Below are 25,956 nucleotides of genomic sequence, written 5' to 3'. Positions count from 1 at the left end.
CGGACGCGGACCCGGGTGCGGTCCTGCCATCGAGTTCGCGGAGCCTTGGGGGCGATGTCCTGCAACGCCTTGCGCGAGCGGCGCACGCCCGTTTTTGGGCCGCTCAGTCGCCCGTCTGGCCGATGGCCGGACGCGTCAGTCGCCACGCCGCCCACGCACCGACGCAGGCGAACGGCACGCCCGTGGCCATCACCCAGACCGCCGCCATCTGCGCGGTGGCGACGCCCGGTGCGGCGCCGAAGCCGACCGCGTTGGCGGCCGCGCCCGCGACCGCCGCGCCCACGGCGCCGCCGGTCTGGCGCATGGCGATGAAGGCCGATGCGCCGATGGCGCGGTCGTCGTCGTGCAGCAGCCCCAGCACGCGGCGGTTGCTGAGGCTGGACGACAGGCCGAAGCCCACCCCCATCACGACGGCGGCCGCCACCACCCATGCCAACGGCGCATCGCGCATGGTGAATACCAGCAACGCCACCCCGGCCGCCACCAGCGCGCCGCCCGTGCGGATGCAGCGGCGCTCGCCGGTGGCGCTCGACACACCGGAGATGGCGAACGCGGCGAGCGTCCACGACATCGCCTGCGCCGCCACCACGTACCCGGCCGACAGCGGCGACATGCCGCGCAGCGTCTGCAGCAGCACCGGGGCGTACACGGTGAGCCCCATCGAGCCGGCCATCAGCGCGAACATGGCGAGGTAGCCGGCGCCGACCGGCGTGCCCGGTTTGCCCGCGTCGTGCGGCAGCAGGCGCACCGACGCGCGCGCGTCCAGGCGCAACGCGCCCACCAGCACGAGCATGCCGGCCAGCAGCGTCGCCGCGGTGGACAGCGGCGTCGGGGTGAGGTTGGCCAGCGCGACCAGGCCCACGCCCAGGGTGAGCACCAGCAACTGCCGCATGGGCACGCGCGCGCCCGATCTCGCCGGCGCGGTGCCCGCCAGCAGCCACGGCACCGCGATACAGAACAGCACGCCCTGGGCCGCGAAGAACCAGAACACGCCGCGCCACTGCCCGGCCTGGGCGAACAGGCCGCCGATCAGCGGCCCCAGCAGCGTGGCCACGCCCCACACGCCCGCGACCGCGGCGAACACGCGCGCCAGGTGCCGCTCCGGAAACAGCATCGCGATGGCGACCATCGCGAAGCCCGACAGCCATCCGCTGCCCACGCCCTGCAGCAGGCGTCCGCCAAGGAAGGCATGCATGTCGGGCGCGAGCGCCGCGAGCAGGCAGCCGCCGACGAAGGCCGCGCCTCCCAGCAGCGTGGCACGACGCAGGCCGAGCAGTTCGGACAGCCGGCCCGCGCTGGCACCGGCGATGATCGCGCCGAACAGGAACGCGGCCGTCGCCCAGCCGAAGTAGGCGTGTCCGCCAAGGTCGGCGCCCACGCTGGGCATGATGGTCGAAGCCACCAGTGCATCGGCGGCGTTGAGCCACACGCCCAGGCAGATCAGCACGAAGCGCGGCAACCGGCCTTCGGCGAACAGGTCGGCCCAGCCGGTGACCGGGCGCGGAGCGGGTGGCGTCAAACCTTCAGCCTCCACCCCAGCCCCGACCAGCGGCCGGCATGCCGCGACAGCGCGGCGCGGAACACGGCCTCGCCGGCGACCACGTGCAGCTGGCCGCGCGCACGGGTCATGCCGGTGTAGACCAGTTCGCGCGTCAGCACGCGGTTGTCGCGCTCCGGCAATACCAGCCACACTTGGTCGAACTCGCTGCCCTGGGCCTTGTGCACGGTCATCGCGAAGGCGCTGTCGTGCGCGGGCAGTGCGGCGGGGTGGAAGGGGCGCGGGTGCTGCGGGTCGTCGCCGGGGAACCAGGCCATCAGCGTCCCGCTGTCGTCGCGCCCCGCGGGACTCGCTTCGCTGCCCGGAACGGGACCTGCTTCGCTGCGCAGGCAGATGCCGATGTCGCCGTTGAACAGGCGGTGGCGATAGCTGTTCTCGGTGATGAGCAGCAGGCGGCCGTGGAAATGCCGGCCGGCGGCGGAGGCGGGGCCGGTGCCGCGGCGGGTGCCGGCGAGCAGGTCTTCGATGCGGGCGTTGAGGCTGCGGGCGCCCTGCGGGCCTTCGCGCACGGCGGTGAGGATGCGCAGTGCACCGGCGCGGGCGAGGGCTTCGGCCGGGTCGGTGGATTCGGCGAGCGCGGTCCAGTGGGCGAGGAGGTGGTCGCGATGCGATGCCAGCGGGTCGGTGTTGCCTGGATGGAAATGGACGCCTGATAGCTGGCCGCCGCGGAGCAGGCCGAGGGCGGTGGCGGTGTCTCCTTCGCGCACGGCGGCGGCGAGGGGCGCGAGGTCGAGGGCGGCGCTCTGGCGGTAGTTGCGGGTGAGGTGGATGTGGCGGGCGGGGAAGGTGGGGGTGGAGGCGGCTGGACGGAGTGCATCCTCACCCGCGCCTTCGGCGCGACCTCCGCCGGTGGGAGAGGTGACGGCGTCGGCGGCGGGAGCGTCGACGGCCACGGCGGCAGACGCCATGACGCGGCCGACATTGGCGCGGTCGGCGGCGCAGAGGATGCCGGCCAGCACGTCGCCGGCTTCCACCGAGGGCAGCTGGTCGGGGTCGCCGAGCAGGACCAGGCGTGCGCCGTCGGGCACGGCTTCGACCAGCTTGGCCATCAGCGGCAGGTCGATCATCGAGGCTTCGTCCACCACCACCACGTCGAACGGCAGCGGGTTGTCGGCGTGGTGGCGGAAGGCGGGCGAGTCGGGGATGGTGCCCAGCAGGCGGTGCAGGGTGGTGCCGGCGGTGGGCAGGTGTTCGATCAGGGCGGCATCGACGTCATCGGCCACAAGTGCGTGCACGGCGCGGCGCACGCTTTCGGCCATGCGTTCGGCGGCGCGGCCGGTGGGCGCGGCCAGGGCGATGCGCGGCGGCGGAGCGTCGGCGGCGCTGGCCTGGGCGACGAGCGCCAGCAGGAGACGGGTGATGGTGGTGGTCTTGCCGGTACCGGGGCCGCCGGTGATGAGCAGGAGGGGATGGTGCCGGGCGGCGGTGATGGCCTGGGACTGGAGGTCTTCGGTGGGGTGCGCGGGGGTGCCCCCTTCCGCCCTTCGGGCATCTTCCCCCGCAAGCAGGGGAAGAGAAAAAGCCTGGGCCTCTTCCGGGAGCGCTGAGGTGTGGGGGACGGACGGTGACTCGGGGGTACCCCCTTCTGCCCTTCGGGCATCTTCCCCCGTGAACGGGGGAAGAGAACCACCACCGATGCGGTGGAGGCCGGCGGCGAGGCGGCGTTCGTATTCGCGGTAGCGGCGGAGGTAGACGAGGCCGTGCTCGTAGACGAGCGGGGCGTCGGGGGTGGATTCGGTGTCGCCGGTTTCCGGGAGCGCAACCCAACGGGAATTCCGCAGGGCTTCGCGCCAGGCGTCCGGAGTGGGCCAGTCGATGGGCGTATCGACCAGGCGCTGGGGATCGGCGGGGTCGAAGCCGGCGTGGCCGGAAGCGACGGCGAGCGAGGCGAGCGCGGCGGCGGCGAGGACGATGTCGGGCGTGTCGGGATCGAGGCGGCGCAGGCTCTGGGCCAGGGCGTGGTCGAGGGTGCGCAAGGTGCCGGCTTTGGCGAGTTGCTGCAGGAGGCTGGTGGGGCGCGATGGCGGGGATGGCGACGCCTCGCGCGTGTCAGCGGCAGCGGCCGCGTCAGCCGGGCCGATGGGCTGGCCTTCGGGGAAGAGCGGGAGCGTGGTGTTCATGCCGGCCTCCGTTCCTGGCGCGGCTCCGGCGTACCCTTGCCCCAACCCCTCTCCCTCGGGGAGAGAGGCTCGACGCCGCCGGCGAACAGCGCGTCGAGTGCGTCGACCAGCTCGGGCTCGAAGCGCCAGGCATGGACGCCCTGCCCGTCGTCGCTGCGGGCATTCACGCCGCGGCAGAACACGTAGCGCGCACCACCGAAGTCGCGGGCGTAGTCGTAGCCGTCGCCGAGGCGGAAGCGCAGCCAGCGGTGCAGGGCCAGGGTGTAGATCAGCGCCTGCAGGTCGTACTCGCTGTGCGCCATGGCATCCATCAGCTGCGCGGGTCCGTAGCCCGGCAGGCGATTGGACTTGTAATCGAGCACGTACCAGCGGCCGCCGTGCACGTAGGTGAGGTCGATCAGGCCGGTCATCAGGCCCTCCAGCCGGCGGCGCGCGCCGAAGCCCTGGCGCGCGGTGAGCACGTCGTGGCGGTGCAGCAGCGCGAGCAGCGCGTCGATGCGCGTGGGCGCGAGCGAGAACTGGAATTCGATCTCGGGGCGGCGCCGGTCGGCGGGCACGTCGGCCAGGCGCACGCCTTCGGGCAGGGGCACGGTGAGGGTGTGGCCGATGAGCGGGACGAGCATGTCGATGCCGTCGTCGATGTCTTCCGCGGGGTAGCCGCCGGCGCGCAGGCGTTCGGCGATCAGCGCGGCGTCCTCGTCGGTGGGCGCGGGCGTGCCCGGCGCCCATGCCGACCAGCGCGCGAAGTCGGTGCGTTCCAGCACGTCGTGCAGCACCACGCCGAAGCGGGTGCCGGCGAAGCGGGGGTCGAAGGCGGCGGCGGCGGCTTGCACCGGAGCCGGAATGTCGCGTCGTTCGGCGCCACCGGCTGCATCGACGTCGGCCTCCCTGCCCTCGCCTGCCCCGGCGCCCGACACCGCATCCAGGGTGGCGCCGGGGGCCGGATTGACCTCGGCGTCGACGCGCTCGCCCATCTCCAAGGACGCAGGCAGCGCCACGTCCATGCCGCTGTCGGCGTCGCCCCCGGGCTCGTCGTAGCCGCCCGCCGCCGGCTGCGTCGCGCTGGCCGCCGTGTCCTCCTGGCCGTCCGCGTTGGCGAGCTGGGTGAAGCTATAGACCCACCAGTCGCTGGCCAGCGCGCGCTGCGCGATGCGCGCCGGTGGCACGGCGTCGGTCGTGGCAGGCGGCAGCCACGGCAGCGTGTCCGGCGGAATGCTGTCGTCGATCGCGACGGCATCGCCGAGCGCGGCCTGCAGCGCATCGGGCGTCGCCACCATGTGCTGCAGCGGCGACTTGTCGAAGTTGCAGAACAGGCCGCTGGCCAGCCACAGCGCGTGGCGCGCGCGGGTGAGGCCGACATAGAGCAGGCGTGCATCTTCCGCGCGCTGGGCGAGCGTCCACGTCGCCTTCGCCGCGTCCCAGCCGGAGGCTTTGGGCAGCAGTTTCCAGTGCAGCACGCGGCCGCCTTCCTCGTTGATCACGGCGCGCTGGCCGGGGCTGCGCGCATGCGGGCCGATGGCGGCGAAGGGCAGGAACACCAGCGGGTATTCCAGGCCCTTGCTCTTGTGCAGGGTCACCACCTGCACGCGGCGGGCGTCGGACTCCAGCCGCAGCAGCTGGCTCTCATCGTTGGCGTTGGCATCGGCGATCGCGTTCGCCAGCCAGTCGACCAGGCCGTGCAGGCCCAGCGCGCGCGCCTGCGCATCCTGCAGCCCTTCGGCCAGCTGCAGGTAGTTGGTGAGGCGGCGCTCGCCGTCGAGCAGGCCGAGCAGGCGGCCGGCGTGCTGCGCGCACAGCGCGTTGACCAGCGCCAGCGGGCCGCCGCGCTGCAGGCGCTCGCGCCAGGCCAGCGCTTCGAGCTGCCAGTGGCGCAGCGCTTCGCCATCGATGTCGAGCGCGGCGATGGCGGTGGCGTCCAGGCCCACCAGCACGGTGGACAGCGCCATGCGCAGGCGGCCGTCGTCGGCGCCATGCAGCAGGGCGAGCAGCAGCGCGTGCAGGTCGCGCGCCTCGGGCGTGGCGAACAGGCTTTGTCGGCCCGCGGCGACGGCGGGGATGCCGGCCATCGCCAGCGCGTGGCGGATGCGCGTGGCCTCGGCATGCGAGCGCACCAGTACGGCGATGTCGCCCGGCTGCACGGGGCGGCCTTCGATGCTGGCGTTGCCGTCGCGCGCATCGCACAGCACGCGGTGGATGGCGGCGACGCAGGCTTTGGTTGCGAGTTCGCGCGAGTGCCCGGCTTTCCACGGCTTCAACCTGCCCTTGCTGTCGACTTCGTCCGGCAGCGGCGCGCGCCACACGGTGAGCGCGGGCGCTGGTGCGCGGTGTCGCAGGAAGTCGTCGTCGCGGCGCGTGCCGCCAGGTTGCACGTCGCGAAAGCCGATACGCGGGTCGATGAAGGGCGGCGGGATCTTCCTGTCGGGATCGGTGGAAGTATCGGCGTCCGCTGCCGCCTGGGCCTGCGCATAGAGCGTCGAGACGGCGCGCAGCACGGACGGACGCGAGCGGAAGTTGCTCGACAGCGGTGGCGCTTCCACCGCCGTATCGCGCGCGGCGAGATAGGTCTCCACGTCGCCGCCACGGAAGCCGTAGATCGCCTGCTTCGGGTCGCCGATCACGAACAACGCCGGCGGCTGGCCGTGCAATGCGGCGCTGGCGGCGCCGAACACGTGGTCGAAGATGCGCCACTGGCGGGCGTCGGTGTCCTGGAACTCGTCGACAAGGGCCACGGTGTACTGCGCGCGCAGGCGCTGGACGAGGTCGGCGGCGTGCGGGCCGTCGATGGCGTCGGCGACGCGATCGATCAGGTCGTCGTAGGTCTGCACGCGCTGCTGCCGCTTGGCGCGGGTCACGCGCTGGCGCGCATCATCGCGCAGCCGGTGCAGCAGTTCGACCCGGCGCGCGTCCTCCCATTCGGCCGTCGCAGCGAGCGCGTCGAGATAGGCGGGGACGGTGTTGCAGATCGGGGAATCGGGCGTGCGGCCGGCGCCGGCCTTGCTGGTGCGCAGCTGCAGGGTCTCGCGCGTGAGCTGCGGCAGCTTGGGGTGCTCGAATGGCAGCGCACGTTCGCTGGCGTGGCACCACCGGTGCAGCGCATCGCACAGCGGGTGGATCCAGTCGAGCTTGTAGCTGCCGGCGTGCAGCACCTTGCTGTCGACCGCGGCCACCAGCGCGGCGCGGAAGTCGTCGCCATGCGCGCGGAAGGCTGCGGCCATCGCTTCGCCGCTGGCGTGCAGGCGCGGCGCGGGATCGTCGGGCAGCTCGTTCAGCGCGGGGCGCAGTGCGGGTTCGCGTACCAGCAGCGGCAGGTCCCCAGCCAGCGACGGCGGACCACCGGGCCACAGCGCGAGCAGGTCGTCGGCGGCTTCCGCATCGCCGCCGTGTGCGCGCCACAGGTCGGCCGCGAGGGTCTGGTACAGCTGCACATCGCTGGTCAGCAGTTCCGGCGCGTCGAAGGCCTGCCCCGCTTCCAGCGCATGCTCGCGCAGCACGCGGGCGCAGAAGCCGTGGATGGTGAAGATGGCGGCGAGGTCGATGTCGTTCGCGGCGGCGTGCAGGCGGCGACGCAGCGCCTCGGCGGTTTCCGCGCCGCGCGCGAGGTGGGCGTCGAGCACGGCGCGGGTGAGCGCGGCTTCGGCCGCATCGTCGGCGGCGGGCGCGGTGCCGACGAGGACGCAGGCCAGCAGCAGGCGTTCGCGGATGCGCTTGCGCAGCTCCTGGGTGGCCGCTTCGGTGAAGGTCACGGCCAGCACCTGGCCCACGCGCAGGCCGCGCTCGACCACCAGGCGCACCACCAGGGTGGCGAGGGTGTAGGTCTTGCCGGTGCCGGCGGAGGCCTCGATGGCGTGCACGCCGTCGAGCGCGAGTTCCAGATACGCATCGCGCACCGGGCCGGCCATGGCGCTGGCGTCGGCGCTCATTCGGCCTCCTCCAGGTCGAGTGCATCGGCGATCGCGTGCAATGCCGTCGGGTCGGTGCCGGCGTAGAGCTTGCCCTCCATCACCGCCAGGTAGATGCCCATCGTGAGGTCGATGAAGGCAACCTGCGTGACTTCGTCGTTGAAAGGGTCGCGGCCGCGCAGCGCCAGGCGCAGGGCTTCGCTGCTGCTCTCGCCCCAGTTGAAGTCGCTGCCGCGCCACTTCCTCGCGGCGGCCTCGAGGCCCTTGCGCATGTCGTCGGCGCGGAAGAATTCCCAGCCGCTGTAGGGGGCGAACGGGAGCGGCTGGCGCAGACCGCGTTCGCGCAGGGCGACGAGCATGCCCAGCACCGCGCGTGCCTGCTCGGGGTCGAGCGGGTCGCGCTCATGCGGACCGGCACCGCGTTCTCGATCCTCGTGGAATTCCACCAGCGGCCTGGCCAGGCCGGCGGCGCTCGCCAGCAGCCAGTCCAGGCCGTTGCGGATCGCCGACCTTCCGGCGGGCGGATCGAAGCGCACGCGCACGATGCCCTTGTCGTAAATGTCGGTGATGCGGCCCTGCAGGGTCGTGCCTTCGAGCGGAACTTCCAGGCGATGGGATTCCGGGGTCGCGTCTCCGCGCCAGCCGCCGAAGGCCAGCGCGTACGGGTCGACCTGCGCGCGCATCTGCTGCAGCGTGCGCCGGCCCAGCGGTCCGGACGGCAGCAGGCCGCGCGCGCGCAACCGGGCGTGGGTGGTGGCGTCGTCGTCGCCGCGCAGCACCGCGTCGAACACCGCCTGTTGCAGCACCTGGCGCGCGATGCCGCGGCCCGGGGCCAGCAGCGGTTCGACGTCCTCGTCGATCTGTTCGACTTCGGCCAGCCGCAGGCCGAGGCGCTGGCGCAGGAAGACGTCGGCCGGCGCCTGCAGGAAGCGGCGCAGTTCGTCGAGTGTGAGCGTGACCGGATAGGTCGCTGCGCCGGCGGACGCACTTGCGCCTTTGATTCCGGAACCGTCGGCACCGACAGCACCCGCGGCCTCGCCATCTTCCAGCGCAGGCAGCACCTCGCCATCGAACCACGCCGGCAGCGGCACGCGCCTCGCCGTCGGCTGCGCGGCTGCGGGCCACCACTGCGCGCTGTAGGAGAAGCGCCGCGGCTCATCAAAGCCGCCGAACGCGGCCGGTGCGAACGGCTGCAGCGGATGCCGCACCACCAGCGCCTCGCCCGCCTTCGCGTCCGCTGCGTGCTGCGCATCGGCGGCGGCCAGCAGGTCGGCGACCAGCACCGACGGTTCGCGCACGCTGCCGTCGCGCGGGTCCGCGCCCTGGTAGCTGACGTAGAACACGTCCTGCGCGGCGGCGAACAGCTGCAGGAACAGGAAGCGGTCGTCGTCGCGGGTGGAGCGGTCGCCGCGCATGCGCCGGCCGGCGGCGACGTCGGTGGCGAGGCGGTCGAGGCCGCCGGCCGGATCGCGACGCGGGAAGGCGCCGTCGTCCATGCCCAGCAGGCAGATCGCGCGGAACGGCAGCAGCCGCATCGGCACCATGCGCGCGATGCTGACGCCGCCGGTGAGCAGCGGGGCGCGCGTGTCGGCTTCAGACAGCGCGGCGGCGAAATGCGCGCGCACGATCTCGGCCGGCACCGGCGTGTCGACGCCGGCGCGGCGGGCGTCGCTTGCGAAGGTGTCGATCAGGCTGCGCAGGCGGTCGAGCGCGCGGCGCGTGCTGGGCGATGCCGGCGGACGCGTCAGCAGCGCGTCGAGCAGGCCGAGCAGGCGTTCGCGCCAGCCCTCGGGCGTCAGCGCTTCGTCCAGCACGCTGGCGTGGCGCGCGAGCACGCGCAGCAGGCGCACCAGGGTGTCGAGCGCATCGAGCGCGCTGCCTTCGAGCTCCGGCATCGGCGCGACCAGCTGGCCGCTGGCGGTGGCGATGGGCGCATCGCTGCCGGTGGCGTGGCCGAGCAGCAGGCGGTCGAGCGCGAAGGCCCAGGTGTAGGCGTCGTCGGCAGGGGCCTCCAGGCGCGCGCGGTGCGCGGCATCGAGTCCCCAGCGCGCGCCGGCGGCGTGCAGCCAGGCATGCAGGCGGTCGAAGGCGGCGGCATCGAGCTGCGCCGCCTCGGCAAGCGGCGGGCTGGCGAGCAGGTCGAGCGTCTCAATCAGGCCGAAGCGCGCCACGGGCAGCGCCAGCAGGCGCAGGAACACGTCGGCCAGCGGCTCGCCGGCCAGCGGGCTGGCGTCGGCGACCGCGTAGGGAATCGCCTGGTTGAAGCCGGCGTCGCTGCGGCCGCGGCCGCCGAACACGGCGTCGAGGTAGGGAAGATACGGATCGATGTCCGGCGCCAGCACCGCGACCTCGCGCGGCTGCAGCGGCGGGTCGAAGCGCGGGTCCTCGAACAGCGCGCGCAGCTGGTCATGCAGCACCTGCAGTTCGCGCAGCCGGGTGTGGCAGGCGTGGACCTGCAGGCTGGGATCGCCCGTGTCGACGGCCTCGCGCAGCGGGAAGCCCGGCGCGGCGCGTCGGTGGAACAGGTCCGACTGCAGGCGGCGCAACAGGCCGGGATCGAACCCTGTGACAGGATCGACTTTCCCCGCGGGATCGTCGCGATCGGCGGGAGTCTGCGCGACACGCGACTCCGGACCCGGTGGTTCGCCCGGATCGGCATCGCCGCGGATCTCGAGGTCCGGATGCACCACCTCGTAGCCGCCCAGCACCGCCATGAAATCGCGCCCGGCCGCACCCCAGGCCTGCAGCAGGGGGTTGTCGCGGGCGAGTGCGGGGTCGTCGACAGCGTGCGGGTCGCGCAGCGCCTGCAGATCGCCCCAGTAGTCGCGGCTGGGCGAGGGCACGTACAGGTGCAGGGTGCCCACGCGCGCCTGGGTGGCGATCACGCGCAGCACGTCGGGCGAAACGTTGAGGATGGCGAAGGCGAACAGCCGCTTCGGCAGGCCCGACGGCAGCGGCGCATCGGGTGCGGCGAAACCGCGCAGGTAGGTATCGATGCGGCGGGCGCGATGCTGCGTGCCGCCGGCCACGCGCCGCCACAGCGCGGCCTGCGGGTCGCGCGGCGCATCGCCCGCCTCCCAGGCCAGCAGCCACTCGCGGCGCCACGCCTTGTACTTCTCGAACGCCTGCGCGAGCTCGCCCGACAGCGACCAGGCCTTGAGCGGATCGGGCGCGCCGTCGAGGTAGGCGCGCAGCGGCTGCAGCGCGCGCTCGCGCAGCAGCGCCGGATCGGCCAGTGCGGCGTGGATGCGCCAGCGCAGCGCGGCGGCGTCGAGATCCTCGCCCCTGCCGGGCACATTGGCGTCCAGCGCGCGCTGCACGAATTCGCCCGGGGTGAGGAACTCGAGGTTGGCCGACACGCCATGCGCCTGCGCCAGCGTGGCCTGCAGCCAGCGGCGCAACGCGACCTGCGGGATCAGCACCACGTCCGGTTCCAGCAGACCCTGCCCCGGGACCGGCCGACGCAGCTCGTCGGCCAGCAGCGCCGCCAGCACATCCAGCGCATTGGAGTGGTAGAGGCGGAAGTCGGTCGGGGCGTCGGGGCGCATGCCGCAGGCATTGTGCAGGAACCGGTCGCAGGCCCCGATACGCCGCCCGCGCTCCCGTGCCGGCCGGCCCGCATGGCCGCCCCCAGGGTGGGTGCGGCGGAGTTTGGTGTTTATACTTCCGCGCTAGCTGCGGCTCCGTCGGCCGCGTGCCAAGGGTGTTTTCGTGCGCAATTACGACCTCGAGTTCCTCAAGCGCTTCTCGCTGGTGATCGGCTTCCTGGTGCTGGTGACGCTGGGCCTGATCGTGGGCGCCGCGCTCCTGCATGGCACCCTGCCGCCCGAGGTGGACCCGTCCGCCGCCAAGCGCACCGAGAACCGGATCGCGCCGGTCGGCGCGGTGTATGCCGGCAGCACCGGCGCCGCCGCGCAGGCCGCGGCGACCGCCGCCGCCGCGGCCGCCGCCGCATCGCAGGTCGCCTACGGCGGCACCCTGGATGGCTCGGTCATCTACCAGAACCTGTGCTCGGGCTGCCACACCTCCGGCGCCGGCGGCGCTCCGACGCTGACTGCGGCGGCCTGGAGCGCGCGCATCGCCCAGGGCACCGAAACGCTGTACCGGCATTCGATCGAAGGCTTTACCGGCAGCGCCGGCGTGATGCCGGCCAAGGGCGGCAATCCCGCGCTGACCGACGAGCAGGTGCAGGCGACGGTCGACTGGATGGTCGACAACCTGCAGTAAGCTGGCCGCCCGCTGCGTTCCATGCGACGCCGCCTCCGGGCGGCGTTGTCGTCTCCGCGCCCCGGACGGATCCCCTGCATGACCCCCTCCCGCCTTCGCACACGGCTGCCCGTGCGCCCGATCACGCTGCTGCTGGCCGCGGCGTTCCTGGGTGGATGCGAAACACCGGGCGTCGATCCCGCCGCCGCGCACGTGCCCGAGGGTGTGGTCGCGATCGGGACCGTACAGGGCGACGGCGACATCAGCCCGTTGCTCGACCGCGAGGTCACGATCGAGGGCGTGGTCACCGGCAATTTCGGCCGCCACCTCGGCGGCTGGTTCGTCCAGGATGCCGGCGACGGCGATCCGGCGACCTCCGACGGGCTGTTCGTGGTCTCCGATGCAAAACCCGAACTGCGCGCCGGCGACCGGGTCCGCGCCCGCGGGCGGGTGATCGAACACGGCCAGCGCACGCGCGGCAGCCTGACCACGCTCGAGGCCGCAGCGATCGAGGTGGTCGGTCGTGGCGAGGTCGCGCCGGTGGTGCTGGACGCGCCGCCCGCGGACTGGGAACGGCTCGAAGGGATGTCGGTGCGCATCGATGCGCCGCTGACCCTCGACGGCCAGCACGAGCTGGCCCGGCGCGGCGTGCTGCACGCCAGCTTCGGCGATCGCCCGTTCACCCCGACCGAGGTCGCGCCGCCCGGGCCCGCCGCCGGACGCGTGGCGGCCGACAACGCCCGCCGCCAACTGCTGCTCGACGACGCGATGGCGATGGAGGACCCGCGCACGGTCTGGTACCTGGATGGCCGACCGGCGCCGCGTTCGGGCAGCGTGGTCACCGGCGCGCAAGGCATCGTCGACCAGCGCTGGGGCCAGGTGCGGCTGCAGCTGACCGCCGTCCCGGCGATTGCGCCGGCACCGCGTCCGGACGCGCCCACGGTGCCGGGCAATGTGCGCCTGGCGGCGTTCAACCTGCGCAACCTGTTCAACGGCGACGGCCGCGGCGGCGGCTTCCCGACCGAACGTGGCGCGCGCACGCCGGCCCAGCTGCAGGCCCAGCTGGGGCGGCTGGTGGCCACGATCCAGGCACTGGACCCGCACGTGGCGGCACTGATGGAGCTGGAGAACGACGGCTACGGACCGGATTCGAGCCTGGCGCAGCTGGTCGATGCGCTCAACGCCGGCGGCGGCGACTGGGCCTTCGTCGATGCGGGACAGGGGCCGGGGAGCGATGCGATCCGGGTCGGCCTGGTCTATCGCACCGGGCGGCTGCGGCCGCTGGGCGCACCGGCTACGTTGGCCGAGGGTCCGTTCGACGGCCGCAGCCGGGCCCCGCTGGCGCAGGCCTTCGTGCCGATGGCGGGCGGGCGCGACGCCGGGCCGGCGTTCGTGGTCGTGGCCAACCACTTCAAGTCCAAGGGCTGCCGCGAGGCCAGCGGCGCCGAGCGCGACCAGGGCGATGGCCAGGCGTGCTGGAATCCGCTGCGGCTGGAGTCCGCGCGCCGGCTGGCGGACTGGCTGGAGACGGATCCGACCGGATCGGGCAGCGATCTGGTGGCCATCGTCGGCGACCTGAACGCCTACGCGCAGGAAGACCCGGTGCGCCACCTGCGCGATCGCGGCTGGCGCGACGCCATGGCCGAGGCCGGCGTCGAGGCGCCCTACAGCTTCGTCTACGACGGCCTCGCCGGGCGGCTCGACCACGCCCTGCTCAGCCCGGCGCTGGCACGAGGGCTGGCGGGCGCGGCCGAGTGGCACAGCAACGCCGACGAGCCCGCGAACGTCGGCGAACGCGACGGCAACGGACGCGACCCCGGGCCGTGGCGCAGTTCCGACCACGATCCGCTGCTGCTCGGATTCGGATTCTAGGGACGGCACGGTCCGTCATCGGCCTCGCTCGCCGCCGCGCCCGTCGGCCCGGCTCCGCCGGACGGATGTCGCTTCCGGCGCCCAGGGGCATCCGTGGAGCGTGGTACCGGCCGCGGACAGCCACCGGCATCGTTATCGCAAGACGCCTGCCCCGTGGCGATCCGCTACCCGGCGCAGCGCGCGTGCGGGCGCCGGCGCCAGTTCCACAGGTGCGCGCTGGCCAGCGCCAGACTGCCGCCCACCGTGAGCGGCGTCTCGAGCGCATGCGTCGGCCAGCCCAGCGCGCCCGCCCCCAGGCCAGACAGGCCGGCCGCGGCCAGCCCGAACAGCGCCGGCGGCAGCGGCCGGCGCCGGTGCGCGCGCACCAGGGCCAGTCCCGCCAGCGGCAGCGCGACGGCGACGAAGGCGAGGTGCAGCCATTCCGCCTCGCCCACGAACGCCAGCGCAGGCAGCAGGGCCGCCGCCACCGGCAACAGCAGGCAGTGGACCAGGCACAGGCCCGACAGGCCGATGGCGGAGGCGTCGAGGGTCGCGTCGAGGGAATTCGAAGGCATGGGGCTCACCGGAGAGTGTTACTTGATAACACTACGCGAGCTGTCAAGCCGTGCCGGCCGCGCCCGCGCGCCCTTGGGACGCGACTGCTGTGTCCCCGCATTTCGAGCCGGATCTCAAGGCGGGCGCGGTCCCGCTCCATCACCCGCCGCCATGCGCAGCTCAAGGCGACCCCGTGATCGCTGCGGCCTCGGCTCGCGGCCGGGCCCGTAGGCATGGAGTTCGTGGTGCTCCCGGGCGTGGAGGACACCTGATGGCCGTCTAGTGGCGTGGCGCGCGGCCGTGCACGGCGGGCGCGGCGTGTCGCCACGGGTCCGTCGCGGGGCCACCGCTATCATGTCCGCATGCCTGCCGCCCTGCCCGACTTCCCCACCGACGCCGCGAGCCTGCGCCTGCCCGGGCCGGCGGGCGCGCTCGAAGTGATGGTCGACCTGCCCGATGCCGACGTGGCGGCGCTGCCGCTGGTGGCGATCGTGTGCCACCCGCTGCCGACCGAGGGCGGGACCATGCACAACAAGGTGGTGACGATGGCCGCGCGCAGCCTGCGCGAGCTGGGCGCGACCACGGTGCGCTTCAACTTCCGCGGCACCGGGAAGTCCGAGGGCGCCTTCGACGAGGGCGCGGGCGAGGTCGAGGACCTGCGCGCGGTGGCCGACTGGGTCCGCGCGCAGCGGCCGGACGCCGCGCTGTGGCTGGCCGGCTTCAGCTTCGGCGCCTACGTGTCGCTGCGGGCGGCCGCATCGCTGCAGCCGGCGCTGCTGCTGTCGATCGCGCCGCCGGCCGGGCGCTGGGAGTTCGACGACATCGAGCTGCCGACCATGCCCTGGCTGGTGATCCAGGGCGAGGCCGACGAGATCGTCGACCCGCAGGCCGTGTATGACTGGCTCGAGCGCAGCGGCGCCCAGGCCGAACTGGTGCGCATGCCCGACACCAGCCACTTCTTCCACCGCAAGCTGATCGACCTGCGCGGTGCGATCAAGCACGGGGTGCGCGCCTACCTGCCTGCCGCGGATGGCTGAGGCCGACGGGACGGCGACGCCGTCGCAACGCTACCGCGCGGGGATCGAACGCGGCGAGTGGCAGGACGATCCCGCCCAGCATGGCGCGCTGGCCGCGCTGGACCGCCTGCACGACGCGCTGGCCCGGCCCGCACCGCGAGCGGGCCTGTTCGGCCGGCTGCTCGGCAACGAGCCGCCGGCCGCGCCGGAGGGCCTGTACGTGTGGGGCGGCGTCGGCCGCGGCAAGACCTTCCTGGTCGACCTGTTCCATGCCGGCCTGCCGCTGCCCGACGTGCGCGGCGAGGCGCTCGCCACCGGTGCCGGCGCCACGGACGTGCCTGGCAAGCGCCGCACCCACTTCCACCGCTTCATGCGCCGGGTGCACGCGCAGCTGCGCGAACACGCCGGCGAGCGCGATCCGCTGGCGGCGATCGTGCAGCGCTGGCGCACGCAGATCCGGGTGCTGGTGCTGGACGAGTTCTTCGTCAGCGACATCGGCGATGCGATGCTGCTGGCGCGCCTGCTCGAGCGCATGTTCGCCGAGGGCATCGTGCTGGTGACCACCTCCAACGTCGATCCGGTGGACCTGTATGCCGGCGGCCTGCAGCGCGCGCGCTTCCTGCCGGCGATCGAGCTGATCCAGCGCCACTGCGAGGTGGTGCACCTGGACAGCGGCACCGACTACCGGCTGCGCGCGCTGACCCGTTCGCCGGTGTACCGCACGCCGCTGGACGCGGAGTCCGACGCCTGGCTGGACGCGCGCTGGCGCGAGCTGGGCGGCGACGATGCGCACCGCGAGGCCGGGATCGAGATCGACGGCCGCCGCATCGCCGTGCGCGCACGCTGCCAGGACATGGCCTGGTTCGACTTCGACGCGCTGTGCGAGGGCCCGCGCGGCACCAGCGACTACATCGAGATCGCGCGCGAGTTCCATACCGTGCTGCTGGGCGGCATTCCGGTGCTCGACGACACCCGCAACGACGCCGCGCGCCGGTTCGTGAACCTGGTCGACGAACTCTACGACCGCCACGTCAACCTGGTCTGCACCGCCGACGCGGCTCCGCCGGCGCTGTATGCCGGCGAGCGCATCGCGGCCGCGTTCGAGCGCACCGCCTCGCGCCTGATCGAGATGCAGGGCGAGGACTACCTGGCCAGCGGGCACCTGGGCGCGTAGCGCCAGCGCGACGCGCGTCGTCCGACCCGTGCGGGTCGACCCGGGTGCGGCTTCGCCTTGCCCGGGCTACGCAGGCTCCGCCCTGTCATGCGGGGGCGGCCTCACGGCGACCCGCGCCGGTCCACGCACGCCGGGGAGCGACGCTCGGACGCGGCGCGCACCCGGGCCTGCCCCTCGCGCGGCGACCCGGGTGCGGCTTCGCCTTACCCGGGCTACGCTGGCTCCGCCCTGTCATGCGGGGACGGCCGCACGGCGACCCGCGCGGGTTGCCGCACGCGGGGAGCGACGTTCAGTCGGGCTTGCGCGGCAGGCGCAGGCCGGCGCCCGCCGTGCCGAGGCGCGCGTGCAGGCCGGTGACCATGCCGTCGCGGTCGCGGGTGAAGCCGATCAGCATGCCGCTGCTGCGGTCGAGGTAGCGCCCGCCGCCGAGCGGCAGCAGTTCCTGCAGCCGGTCGCGACGCGCGCCGCCGAGCAGGCGCGCGCCATGCGGCTCGACGAAGTAGCGCTGGCCGCGGCCGGTGCCGAACTCGCCCGAGGGCTGGTCCACGAAGCGCGCCTGGTCGCGCGCCGGCGCATCCGTGGCCGCGAGCGCCTGCGTGCGCGGCGGCTTGGTCCGCGGCGGGCACGAGGTGTAGTCCGCGCGGGGTCCGGTCGCCCGCGGCGTCGCGCCGAAGTCGATGCGCCAGCCGCGCACGGTCTCGCTGGCGTCGATCCCCCAGCCGACCAGGTAGCGGCCATCGGGGGACATGCCGGTAGCCTCCACCTCGGGCCAGTCGTCGAGCGCGCGCTGGCCCTGGCCGCGCAGGTAGGTCTGCAGGTCGTGCATCGTGCCGCCGGTCTCGGTGCCGATCCACAGGAACCCCTTGGCCACGTTGCGGGCCCAGCCGCCGCCGGGCGGCACGTCGTCGTAGTAGTAGCTGCCCGCGATGACGTTGCCCGACGCGCTGGTGGCGTAGGCCTGGTAGCGCAACGCGGTGCGGTTCACACCCTGGTGCGGATTGAAGTGGCACACCCGGTCGCCGCGTTCGCTGCGCAGGTAGCGCCAGGCCAGCACCGGCTGCACGCCGCTGTAGCCGCCGCCGCCACCGGCGATGACGGAGCAGTCGGCATTGCAGCGCAGCATGCCGGCGTCCAAGGCCGTGCCGCTGCCGTCGACGAGCTGGCGCACGTCGCCCTGCTCCCAGATGATCGCGTGGTAGGCGCTGCTGAAGCCGGTGGTGGAGATGCCGACCTGGACCAGGCCGTCGTCCGAGGTGTCGGTGGCCTCGGAATAGGTGCCCTTGCGCAGCATCGGCAGTTCCGCCCAGCCGAAGTCGACCCAGCGGTCGACGGCATCGTCGGGGTTGTAGCTGAAGCTGCGGTACTGGTAGTAGTCGACCGGGCTCGGCACGGTGTAGCCCGCCAGCCGCGCGCCGTTGGCCGAGATCGCATTGACGTGGGTCTCCCAGCCCGGCAGCGGCGGGATCATGTTCTGCTCGGCGAGCGTCTTCCAGCCGCCGGCCTCGGTCCAGAAGGCCGCGATCGGGCGGTCGGCCTGGACCGTGGCGCCGATGGTGCCGCCGTCGGCCGAGACATCCGGGCGCCCGCTGGCGAGGCCGCCGATGAGCCGGGTGCCACCGGCCTCGGTCCAGCGGGTGACGCCGTTCCCGGCGGGATCCACGTCGAAGCGCACCTGCACCCCCACGACCACGGCGCCGTCGGCGGACACGGACTGGACGTAATTGTCGGCACCCAGGTCGGTCACGACCGGGATCGCGGCCAGGGACGGGCCGGCGGCGAGCGCGGCGGCGCAGGCCAGGCCAAGCAGTGAGGGTCGGGGCATCGGCAGGATCTCCTCGGTTGGGAGTGACAGGGGCTCGGCCGGTACCGCGGGGGCAGCGCCGGCGCGACGCGCGGAACCGCTGGATGGTGCTTCCGGCGCCGGCCGCCGCGCATTCGCGATCGATGACAGGTGCATTACTGGCCGCTGACGGCCGGCGGCAGCGCGGCGTCGACGGGCGGCAGGCTGCGCTCGCCGGCGAGACGTTCGGCCGCGCGACGCGCCTCCGCGGCCAGCGCGTCGTCGCCGAGCGCCCGGGCGAGCTGCAGCTGCAGCACGGCGCAGTCGTGGCAGCGGTCGAGCCACGGCGCGACCCGTCCGACCAGGGCGGCGGCGTCGGACACCCGGCCGCGACGCAGCAGCCAGGGCGCATGCACGGCCACCACCTCGACGATCTCCGCCGGCGCGCCGCGGGCCTCGGCGGCGGCGAGCGCGGCGCGCAGGCCGGCTTCGGCGTCGGCGGCCTCGCCGCGCTCGACCGCGAACGCCAGCAGCAGGGCCGGGGTGGGACGTTCCTGCGTGTCGACCGACGACGCGGACACCGGCGGAACATCGGCCGCGCGCGCGGCCTGGGCGCGGCGCAGGCGGATGTGGTCGTACAGGGCGTCGCCGGGCGTGCGGGTCCAGTCGGCGAGGATGGCGTCGGCGATCGCCACGGCGGCGGCAGGCTCGCCGCTGCGCCAGGCGAGCTCGATCCGGGTCTGCGCGCGGCGGTGTTCGTACGGGGGCGTGCTGCGGGCGGCGATGTCCGGCGATCCGAGCACCTGTCGCGCCTCGGTCAGGCGGCCGAGCGCGATCAGGGCGTTGGCGCGGTCGAGCGCGGCCGCCAGCCGCAGGGCCGGATCCGGGGTCCGCGGCAGCAGCGCCTGCACCTGGTCGCTGACCGCCAGCGCGGCGGCGGCATCCAGCCGCGACAGGTGCGCGGCTGACATCGCCGAGCGCGTGACCTGCAGCTCGTTCATCGCGGTCGAGCCTTCGAACACCGCGAGCGCGCTGCCCAGGTACTCCAGCGCCTGCGCCGGGCGGCCGCGCCCGAGTTCCAGCGCGCCCAGGTTGGCATCGACCCGCGCCACGGCGAGGCGGTCGCCGGCGCGCTGCAGCCGGGTCCGGGCGGCGCCGAAATCGGCGATCGCCGCGTCCTCGCGCCCGAGCGCGGCGCGCGCCACCCCGCGTCCCATCAGCACGCTGCCGTGCTCGAGATCGCCCTCGCGGCCGGCCAGGGCGGCGGTCGCCTGGTCGAAGTCGCGCTCGGCCTCGTGCAGGGCGTTGCGGCGGATCCTGGCGCCGCCGCGGTAGGCGAGCAGGCGCGCGCGGAACAGCGGATCGCGCGCGGCCTCCGGGTCGGCCAGCAGCGTGTCGATGGCGCGCTCGGCCGCGTCGAGCCTGCCGGCACGGTAGTCGACCTGGGCCAGCCGGAAACGCAGCTGCGGCTGCGACAGCTGCGAGGGCGGGGCGTCTTCGAGGATGCGGCGCGCGGTGTCCAGTTCGTTGGCCAGGAATGCCGCGCGCACGCGCTGCAGCCGCTCCTCCAGCGCCAGCCCGATGCCGTCACCGCCGGCCGGCGCGGCATGCCCCAGCGCCGCCAGCAGGCGGTCGCTCGCCAGGGCCGCCGCGGACAGCAGGTCGACGGCCTCGGCCCCGGCCTCGAACCGCACGCCATCGGCGCCTTCGGCTTCGAGCCGCAGGCGCCAGCCGTCGCCGGCGCGCGCGACGCGCCCGGTCACCAGGGTCGCCGCGGGGACTTTGCCACGCAGGGCGCGAGCGTCCGGTGCGGCCTCCCCCTGGCCCAGCAGCGACAGCGTGCTTTCGCTGGGCGGCACCGACAGCCCGGCGGTGCGCATGCGATCGGCGATGTAGTCCATCAGGCCCAGCCTTGCCCAGGCGATGTCGTCGCCGTCCCCGATCTCCAGCGGCAGGACCAGCGTGACGGCGCCATCGACCGGGGTCGCGGCAACCTCCGCCCCGGTCGCGGTCGGCCGCAGACGCCACGCCACCACCGACGCCACCAACAGGCCCAGCGCCACCGCGGCCACGATGGCGGCGATCGGTCGTGGGCGACGTGCCCACTGCATCTGGCGCGCCTTCGCCGCTGGCGCGGTGCCGGGATCCAGTGCGCCGCGTGCGTCGTCCGGCCCGGGATCGATCCGGGTGTCTGCTTGCGAGACGGCGCTGTCGTCCGGCCCGCTCCGCGGCAGGCCCGTCGACGCCGGCGCGGCGTGCGGCGTTCGTGCGCCGTCGGCCTGGTCCGGCCGAGGGTCGCGCTGGATTGCGCCCCGTGGCACGGGCGCGTCTTCCCGTGCGTACTGCGACCGGCCCATCGCGTCCGGCCCGCCGTCGAGCACGCGGGTCGCGGCCATCCAGCGGAAGCCGAAGCGCGGCACGGTGCCGATCGTGTGCTGGGTGTGTCCGTCGTCGTCGACGCAGCGCCGCGCACGCAGCACCACCTGCGCCAGCTGGCCGTCGCTGACGTCGGTGCGGTGGAACACCGCCTGCAGCAGCTCGTCCCGGCCGACGGCGCGGTCCCTGTGCAGGACCAGGCATTCCAGGCATTCGAACACCCGCACCGGCATGTCCACCGGCGCGCCATCGCGGCGCAGTTCACGCCGCGCGAGGTCGAGTTCGAACGCGCCGAAGCGGACGCCGGACGGAGGCAGGTCGGGGGTGGAAGGCAAGAAGGACAGCGCGCATCACGGGAGGTACGACCCAAGGATGACAGACCCGGCCGTGCCACGGCCACGCGGTGAAGGACAGGCGCCGCCCGTCGCGCTCCACCCCGGGTGCGGCTTCGCCTTACCCGGGCTACGCAGGGATCCCGCCGCATCGCCCGGACGCGTGACCGGATCAGCCCGCAGGGCGCATCCGGGATCCGCGTCCGACCGCGCGTCCGGATCCGCGAAGCCTGCACGCCGGCCGACCCGATCCCGAAGCACTGCCTGCGATGGCACGCCGGCCTGACGGGCACCGGCGCTGACCGGTTCTGGCGGGAGCGAAGTCAGCGCGCGAGGTACGCGCTGGGCGGTTCGCCGAAGGCGCGATGGAACATCGCGGTGAAGGCGCTCGGGCTTTCGTAGCCGACATCGAAGGCGACCGAGGTGATCGACCGGCCCGCCGCCAGCAGCGACACCGCCTGCATCAGCCGCGCCTGCTGCCGCCACAGCGCGAAGCCCATGCCCAGCTCCTGGCGGAACGCGCGCGTGAACGTGCGCCGGCTCATGCCGATCTGCGAGGACCAGGCATCGATGTCGCGCGCATCGGCGGGATTGGCGATCACCGCCTGGCAGACGCGGGCCAGGCGCGGGTCGGCCGGCATCGGCACGTGGTAGGGCGCGCCGGGCATGCGTCCGATCTCGTCGAGCAGCAGCCAGGCGATGCGTCCCTCGCGCCCGTCGAGGTCGTACTCGGCGGGGAACTTCACCACCTCCAGCACCAGCGCCTTGAGGAAGTCCGACACTTCCAGCACCCGGCAGCTGCCCGGGTCGGTGTCGCGCACCGGATCCACGTACAGGGTGCGCAGCGACACCGCGCCGCGGCACGACACCTCGTGCATCATCCCGGCCGGCAGCCACAGCGCGCGCTGCGGCGGGATCACGAAGCTCGCGCGCGGCGTCACCACCGACATCACGCCGGAGGACGCGTACAGGAACTGCGCCCGCGCATGGCAATGGGTCGGGTCGACGAACCCGGCCGGGTACTCGTCCTCCAGGCCCATCACCGGGCGGGCCGCGAGCGGAATGTCGTCGCTGTGCTTCATGCGGCCAGTGATGGATGCGAATGGCTCCCATCGATCACAGCGCAATCGCCCCCCGCGCGCAACCGCATCCGCGCCCCTGCCGGCCAGCATGGCCCGACCACGAGAGTCTGCGACCTGCGCCCGGGGCCCGCCCCGGGATCGCGGCGCTAAGGTAGCGCCGCCAGGGAGGAACCATGACGACGCCGCCAGCAGGACGCCCGCACGATCGCGACGATGTCGAACCCGGCATCCGCCGCTTCATGCAGCGCATGGCCGAGGGCTACGCGGCGTTCCCGCCGCTGGCCTCGCTGCCGCTGGACGAGGTACGTCGCATCACCGCGCGCGTGCGCGAGCAGTGGGGAAGTGGCGGCCCCGCCATGGCCGCGCGCGAGGACCTGCAGGCGGACGGCGTGCGCCTGCGCATCCTGCGTCCGGCGGATACGGTTCCGCTGCCGGTCCTGGTGTACGTGCACGGCGGCGGCTGGACCCTGTTCGGTCTGGAGACCCACGACCGGCTGATGCGCGAATACGCCGCGCGCGCCGGCGTGGCGGTGCTGGCGGTCGACTACAGCCTGTCGCCGGAGGCGAAGTACCCGCGTGCGCTCGACGAAACCGTGGCCGCGATCGACTGGCTGCGCACGCATGGCGCGGCGCACGGGCTGGATCCGGAGCGCGCGGCGATCGGCGGCGATTCGGCCGGCGCCAACCTCGCGGTGGCCAGCCAGCTGCGGCTGCGCGGCGCCGGCCAGCGCCCGCTGTCGGCGATGCTGCTGAACTACGGCGTGTACAGCGACGCGGCCAGTGCGTCGTGGACCCGATACGATGGTCCGCGCTACATGCTCGAGGCGGCGGAGATGCAGGGCTTCTGGCACAACTACCTGGACCACGACGCGCAGCGGCGCGACCCGCTGGTGATGCCGTTGCTCGCCGACCTGCATGGGCTGCCGCCGGCCTTCGTCGCGATTCCCGAATGCGACATCCTCGCCGACGGCAACCGCGCCATGGCCGCCGCGTTGCGCCGCCACGGCGTGCAGGTGGAGATGCGCGAGTACCGCGGCGCGACCCACAGCTTCCTCGAGGCTGTGCCGGTCTCGCCGCTCGCCGACCGCGCGCTGGACGAGGCCGCCGCCTGGCTGCGCGGGATCATGGCGCGATGAGTGACGATCCGTTCCAGCCGCGCGACCCGTCCGACGTGCTGGCCCTGGTGCGCGCCTGCCCCCTGGCCTGGGTAATCGCCCGCGGCGGCGACCCGGCGCCGACGCCGCTGCCGCTGCTGGCCGAGTGCGACGGCGACGGGCGCATCAGCGCCCTGTTCGGCCACATGGCCCGGCGCAATCCGCTGCACGCCGCGCTGGACGCGGCGCCGCAGGCGCTGGTGCTGTTCCAGGGGCCGCAGGCCTACGTGCCGCCGCGACTGGTGTCGAAACCCGACTGGGGCCCGACCTGGAACTACGCCGTGGCGCGGTTCACGACCCGGGTGGAGTTCGTGCCCGACGAGACCGATGCCGCGCTGCGGCAGCTGGCGGCCCATCTCGAAGCCGGGCAGCCCGATCCCTGGACGGTCGACCGCATGGGCCCGCGGTACGCGCAGCTGAAGACCCACATCATCGCCTTCCGCGCCCACGTCGAACACGTGCACGCCACTTTCAAGCTGGGTCAGGACGAAAGCCCCGACAGCCTCGCGGAGATCCTCGCCGGACACCCGGACGTAATCCTGACCGAGTGGATGCGTCGACAGCGTCCGCAGGACTGAGTACCGCCGCGCACGGTTGGATGCGCGCCCGTCGGCGCACCCGGTCCCCGCCTAGGCGTCATCCGCCGCCGCGTCGTCCGGTCGCTGCGGCACCGCGCCCCAGCGGCGCCCCGCGGCCCACATCGCGAACGCGTACAGCCTCGCCTCCTGCGCCCGCGCCGCGCTGGCGCCGCTGTCGCCGGAATGGCCCGCCGCCATCGCGATGCGCACCATCAGCGGCTGGTCGCCAGTGGTCAGGGCGCGCGCTTTGGCCACGAACTTGAGCGGCTCGTAGAACGCCACGCGCTCGTCGGCGACCGCTCCGGTGGCGAGCAGCGCCGGATACGCCGCCGACCCCAGTTGTTCGTACGGCGACCAGGCCTGTATCGCGGCATGGTCTTCGGGCACGCGCGGATCGCCCCAGATCGGCAGCGCGCCGGTCCCGAGCGGATGGGTGTCGAAGTGCTCCATGGTGTTGAGCGGGTCGACGAACGGCACCTCGGCGATCACCCCGCCCCACAGCTCCGGGCGCATCGCGAACACCGCGCCGGCCAGCAGCCCGCCGGCCGACATGCCGCGCACCACGATCCGGCCCGGCGCCGAACAGCCTTCGGCGACCAGATGCTGCGCGCAGGCGATGAAGTCGGTGAAGCTGGTCCGCTTGTGGCGCGTGAGCACCGACCGCCACCACGCCGTGCCCTTCTCGGCGCCACCGCGCACGTGCGCGATCGCGTGGATCCAGCCCTGGTCGACCAGCGCGGTGTTCGAGGGCTGGAAGCGCGCCTCGACCGACGCGCCATACGAGCCGTAGGCGTAGAGCAGCAGCGGACTGCTGCCGTCGAGCACCTGGCCGCGTCGCATCAGCACCGTCACCGGCACCTGCGCGCCGTCGGCCGCGGGCGCCGACAGCCTGCGCACCTCGTAGCGTGAAGGATCGTAGCCGGGCACCGACGGCGGGTCGGCGACCACGAGCCGGTCGTCGTCGAGCACCAGCCGGCAGGCCGATTCGGGCAGCCGCGGCGACTGGTAGCCGAACACCAGCGCATCGGCGTTCCAGTCCTGCGCCGCGGGCACGCGCAGGGCGTAGGCCGGTTCGTCGAAGGCGATGGTGTGCTCGCTGCCGTCGCGCGCCATCCGCACCAGGCGATGCTGCGCCTCGTGCCATTCCTCGCGCACCAGCGCATCGCGGAACGGATGCACCGCGGTGATCAGCCTGCCCGGGCGGTGCGGCACCAGCTCGCGCCAGTGCGCCTGGCCGGGCGCGTCGATGTCGGCCTGCATCAGGTGGAAATCCGGCGCATCGCCGGCGTCGGTGAGGATCAGCAGGCGCCCGTTCCAGTCGTCGACGTCGTAGTTGAGCCCGGGCGCGCGCGGTTCGACCAGCACCGGCGCCGATTCCGGCGCGTCCATCGGCACCAGCCGCACCTCCGACCGGGCGCCGTTGTAGCTGCGCATCACCACGTAGCGGCCCGACGCCGTGGTGCGCATGAGCAGGAAGAAGCCGGCATCGGGCTCCTCGTACAGCAGGGTGTCGCGGCCGCTGTGCAGGTCGCGGCGGTGGATGCTGGCCGCGCGGCCGACCGCATCGCGCCCCACCCAGTACAGCCAGCGGCCATCGGGCGACAGCGCGAAGGTGCCGTAGGCGTCGGGCACCTCGGCGACCAGGCGGCCGCTGTCGATCTCGCGCACGCGGACAGTGTACTGGCCGGAGCCGACACGGTCCTCGGCCCAGGCGAACAGGCGGCCGTCGCCGCTGCGCACGGGATCGCTCCAGTGCAGGGCGTAGTACCCGCCGCCGTCGGCCTCGCGCGCCGGGTCCAGCAGCATCTGCTCCTTGCCGCCGTCCACCGGCCGCCGCAGCCAGGTGGCGTACTCGATCCCGGGCGCGCGCCGCGTGTAGTAGAGGTGGCCGCCGGACGGAACCTCGAGCGTCGCGGCCTCCAGCGGCTCGAGCGCGGCGATGCGCGCGGCCAGCGCCGCCTGCAGCGACGCGGTCGGCGCGAGCATCGCGTCGGCGTAGGCATTCTCCGCCTCCACCGCGGCGCGGATCGGCGCATCCAGCGCAGTCGGATCGCGCAGCACCGCCAGCCAGTCCTTCGGGCGGAACCATGCGAACCCGTCGATGCGGCGATGGCCGAAGCGGCCGACCTCGGTGGCGATGCGCGCGTGCTGCGGCGGTATCGGCCAGCGCGCGGCGGCCGCCAGCGCACGCCGCGCCGGCAGCGCCAGCGTGGCGAGGCCGGCGCCGGCGGCGGCCAGGAAGCTGCGGCGGGTCGTCATGGCGTGGCGTGTTCCC

At 73.9% G+C, this 25,956-nt stretch carries 15 protein-coding genes; 6 read left to right on the top strand and 9 right to left on the bottom strand.

Annotated features, from left to right (window positions below):
- Window positions 1-103: 103 nt before the first annotated feature.
- From QFW81_RS00440 to recC, 4 genes are read right to left on the bottom strand one after another with little or no spacing between them, the layout of a single operon-like run.
- The gene (locus tag QFW81_RS00440; RefSeq protein ID WP_280576576.1) at window positions 104-1,519 is read right to left on the bottom strand and encodes an MFS transporter; all 1,416 of its coding nucleotides are present in this window, start codon (window positions 1,517-1,519) and stop codon (window positions 104-106) included.
- Window positions 1,516-3,678: an exodeoxyribonuclease V subunit alpha gene (gene recD / locus QFW81_RS00435; RefSeq protein WP_280576575.1), complete on the bottom strand. Its 2,163-nt coding sequence runs from the start codon at window positions 3,676-3,678 to the stop codon at window positions 1,516-1,518. Before recD ends, QFW81_RS00440 begins: the two co-directional genes overlap by 4 nt.
- Window positions 3,675-7,598, bottom strand: coding sequence for a UvrD-helicase domain-containing protein (locus QFW81_RS00430; protein WP_425603940.1), 3,924 nt, complete (start codon window positions 7,596-7,598; stop codon window positions 3,675-3,677). Before QFW81_RS00430 ends, recD begins: the two co-directional genes overlap by 4 nt.
- A complete protein-coding gene (recC, locus tag QFW81_RS00425; RefSeq protein WP_280576574.1) occupies window positions 7,595-11,125 on the bottom strand; it encodes an exodeoxyribonuclease V subunit gamma in 3,531 nt (1,176 codons plus the stop codon). The genes QFW81_RS00430 and recC overlap by 4 nt, the downstream gene beginning before the upstream one ends.
- 163 nt (window positions 11,126-11,288) lie before the next feature.
- Between recC and QFW81_RS00420 the strand changes: the two genes are divergently transcribed.
- Window positions 11,289-11,804 (top strand): c-type cytochrome, encoded by a 516-nt coding sequence (locus QFW81_RS00420; protein WP_280576573.1) that lies wholly within the window; start codon window positions 11,289-11,291, stop codon window positions 11,802-11,804.
- Between the two features lie 105 nt (window positions 11,805-11,909).
- Entirely contained in the window at window positions 11,910-13,655 is a 1,746-nt protein-coding gene (locus QFW81_RS00415) for an ExeM/NucH family extracellular endonuclease (RefSeq protein WP_425603942.1), read from the top strand.
- 164 nt (window positions 13,656-13,819) lie between these two features.
- On the opposite strand, the gene QFW81_RS00410 is transcribed toward QFW81_RS00415, so the two are convergent.
- The gene (locus QFW81_RS00410; protein WP_280576571.1) at window positions 13,820-14,209 is read right to left on the bottom strand and encodes a MerC domain-containing protein; all 390 of its coding nucleotides are present in this window, start codon (window positions 14,207-14,209) and stop codon (window positions 13,820-13,822) included.
- 342 nt (window positions 14,210-14,551) lie between these two features.
- Between QFW81_RS00410 and QFW81_RS00405 the strand changes: the two genes are divergently transcribed.
- Window positions 14,552-15,226, top strand: a complete 675-nt coding sequence (locus QFW81_RS00405) for an alpha/beta hydrolase (RefSeq protein WP_280576570.1) — start codon at window positions 14,552-14,554, stop codon at window positions 15,224-15,226.
- Complete coding sequence (gene zapE, locus QFW81_RS00400) at window positions 15,219-16,379, top strand: cell division protein ZapE (protein ID WP_280576569.1); 1,161 nt, start codon at window positions 15,219-15,221, stop codon at window positions 16,377-16,379. Before QFW81_RS00405 ends, zapE begins: the two co-directional genes overlap by 8 nt.
- A gap of 289 nt (window positions 16,380-16,668) precedes the next feature.
- Here the strand turns inward: zapE and QFW81_RS00395 are convergent, their stop codons facing one another.
- The 3 genes from QFW81_RS00395 to QFW81_RS00385 all read right to left on the bottom strand — a co-directional run bounded on the left by QFW81_RS00395 (window position 16,669) and on the right by QFW81_RS00385 (window position 21,949).
- A complete protein-coding gene (locus tag QFW81_RS00395; protein WP_280576568.1) occupies window positions 16,669-18,201 on the bottom strand; it encodes a hypothetical protein in 1,533 nt (510 codons plus the stop codon).
- A 134-nt stretch (window positions 18,202-18,335) separates the two neighbouring features.
- On the bottom strand, window positions 18,336-20,870 hold the full coding sequence (locus QFW81_RS00390) for a winged helix-turn-helix domain-containing protein (protein ID WP_280576567.1): 2,535 nt from the start codon (window positions 20,868-20,870) through the stop codon (window positions 18,336-18,338).
- A gap of 320 nt (window positions 20,871-21,190) precedes the next feature.
- Entirely contained in the window at window positions 21,191-21,949 is a 759-nt protein-coding gene (locus tag QFW81_RS00385) for an AraC family transcriptional regulator (RefSeq protein WP_280576566.1), read from the bottom strand.
- Between the two features lie 173 nt (window positions 21,950-22,122).
- Here QFW81_RS00385 and QFW81_RS00380 point away from each other — a divergent pair, with 173 nt between their 5' ends.
- Both QFW81_RS00380 and QFW81_RS00375 read left to right on the top strand, forming a co-directional pair.
- Window positions 22,123-23,085, top strand: coding sequence for an alpha/beta hydrolase fold domain-containing protein (locus tag QFW81_RS00380; protein ID WP_280576565.1), 963 nt, complete (start codon window positions 22,123-22,125; stop codon window positions 23,083-23,085).
- The gene (locus tag QFW81_RS00375) at window positions 23,082-23,681 is read left to right on the top strand and encodes an FMN-binding negative transcriptional regulator (protein WP_280576564.1); all 600 of its coding nucleotides are present in this window, start codon (window positions 23,082-23,084) and stop codon (window positions 23,679-23,681) included. Before QFW81_RS00380 ends, QFW81_RS00375 begins: the two co-directional genes overlap by 4 nt.
- 51 nt (window positions 23,682-23,732) lie before the next feature.
- On the opposite strand, the gene QFW81_RS00370 is transcribed toward QFW81_RS00375, so the two are convergent.
- Entirely contained in the window at window positions 23,733-25,940 is a 2,208-nt protein-coding gene (locus QFW81_RS00370) for a prolyl oligopeptidase family serine peptidase (protein ID WP_280576563.1), read from the bottom strand.
- Window positions 25,941-25,956 lie beyond the last annotated feature (16 nt).

The sequence above is a fragment of the Luteimonas kalidii genome (assembly GCF_029887935.1).
Lineage (GTDB): Bacteria > Pseudomonadota > Gammaproteobacteria > Xanthomonadales > Xanthomonadaceae > Luteimonas > Luteimonas kalidii.
The sequence above is the reverse complement of the archived record's forward strand: the minus strand, read 5'-3'. Positions and strand labels throughout refer to the sequence as shown.

What these genes read in the sequence shown, in the direction of transcription:
- recD (WP_280576575.1), bottom strand. Translation starts at nt 3,678, where the DNA reads ATGAACACCACGCTCCCGCTCTTCCCCGAAGGCCAGCCCATCGGCCCG.
- QFW81_RS00430 (WP_425603940.1), bottom strand. Translation starts at nt 7,598, where the DNA reads ATGAGCGCCGACGCCAGCGCCATGGCCGGCCCGGTGCGCGATGCGTAT.
- recC (WP_280576574.1), bottom strand. Translation starts at nt 11,125, where the DNA reads ATGCGCCCCGACGCCCCGACCGACTTCCGCCTCTACCACTCCAATGCG.
- QFW81_RS00410 (WP_280576571.1), bottom strand. Translation starts at nt 14,209, where the DNA reads ATGCCTTCGAATTCCCTCGACGCGACCCTCGACGCCTCCGCCATCGGC.
- QFW81_RS00405 (WP_280576570.1), top strand. Translation starts at nt 14,552, where the DNA reads ATGCCTGCCGCCCTGCCCGACTTCCCCACCGACGCCGCGAGCCTGCGC.
- zapE (WP_280576569.1), top strand. Translation starts at nt 15,219, where the DNA reads ATGGCTGAGGCCGACGGGACGGCGACGCCGTCGCAACGCTACCGCGCG.
- QFW81_RS00395 (WP_280576568.1), bottom strand. Translation starts at nt 18,201, where the DNA reads ATGCCCCGACCCTCACTGCTTGGCCTGGCCTGCGCCGCCGCGCTCGCC.
- QFW81_RS00385 (WP_280576566.1), bottom strand. Translation starts at nt 21,949, where the DNA reads ATGAAGCACAGCGACGACATTCCGCTCGCGGCCCGCCCGGTGATGGGC.
- QFW81_RS00380 (WP_280576565.1), top strand. Translation starts at nt 22,123, where the DNA reads ATGACGACGCCGCCAGCAGGACGCCCGCACGATCGCGACGATGTCGAA.
- QFW81_RS00375 (WP_280576564.1), top strand. Translation starts at nt 23,082, where the DNA reads ATGAGTGACGATCCGTTCCAGCCGCGCGACCCGTCCGACGTGCTGGCC.
- QFW81_RS00370 (WP_280576563.1), bottom strand. Translation starts at nt 25,940, where the DNA reads ATGACGACCCGCCGCAGCTTCCTGGCCGCCGCCGGCGCCGGCCTCGCC.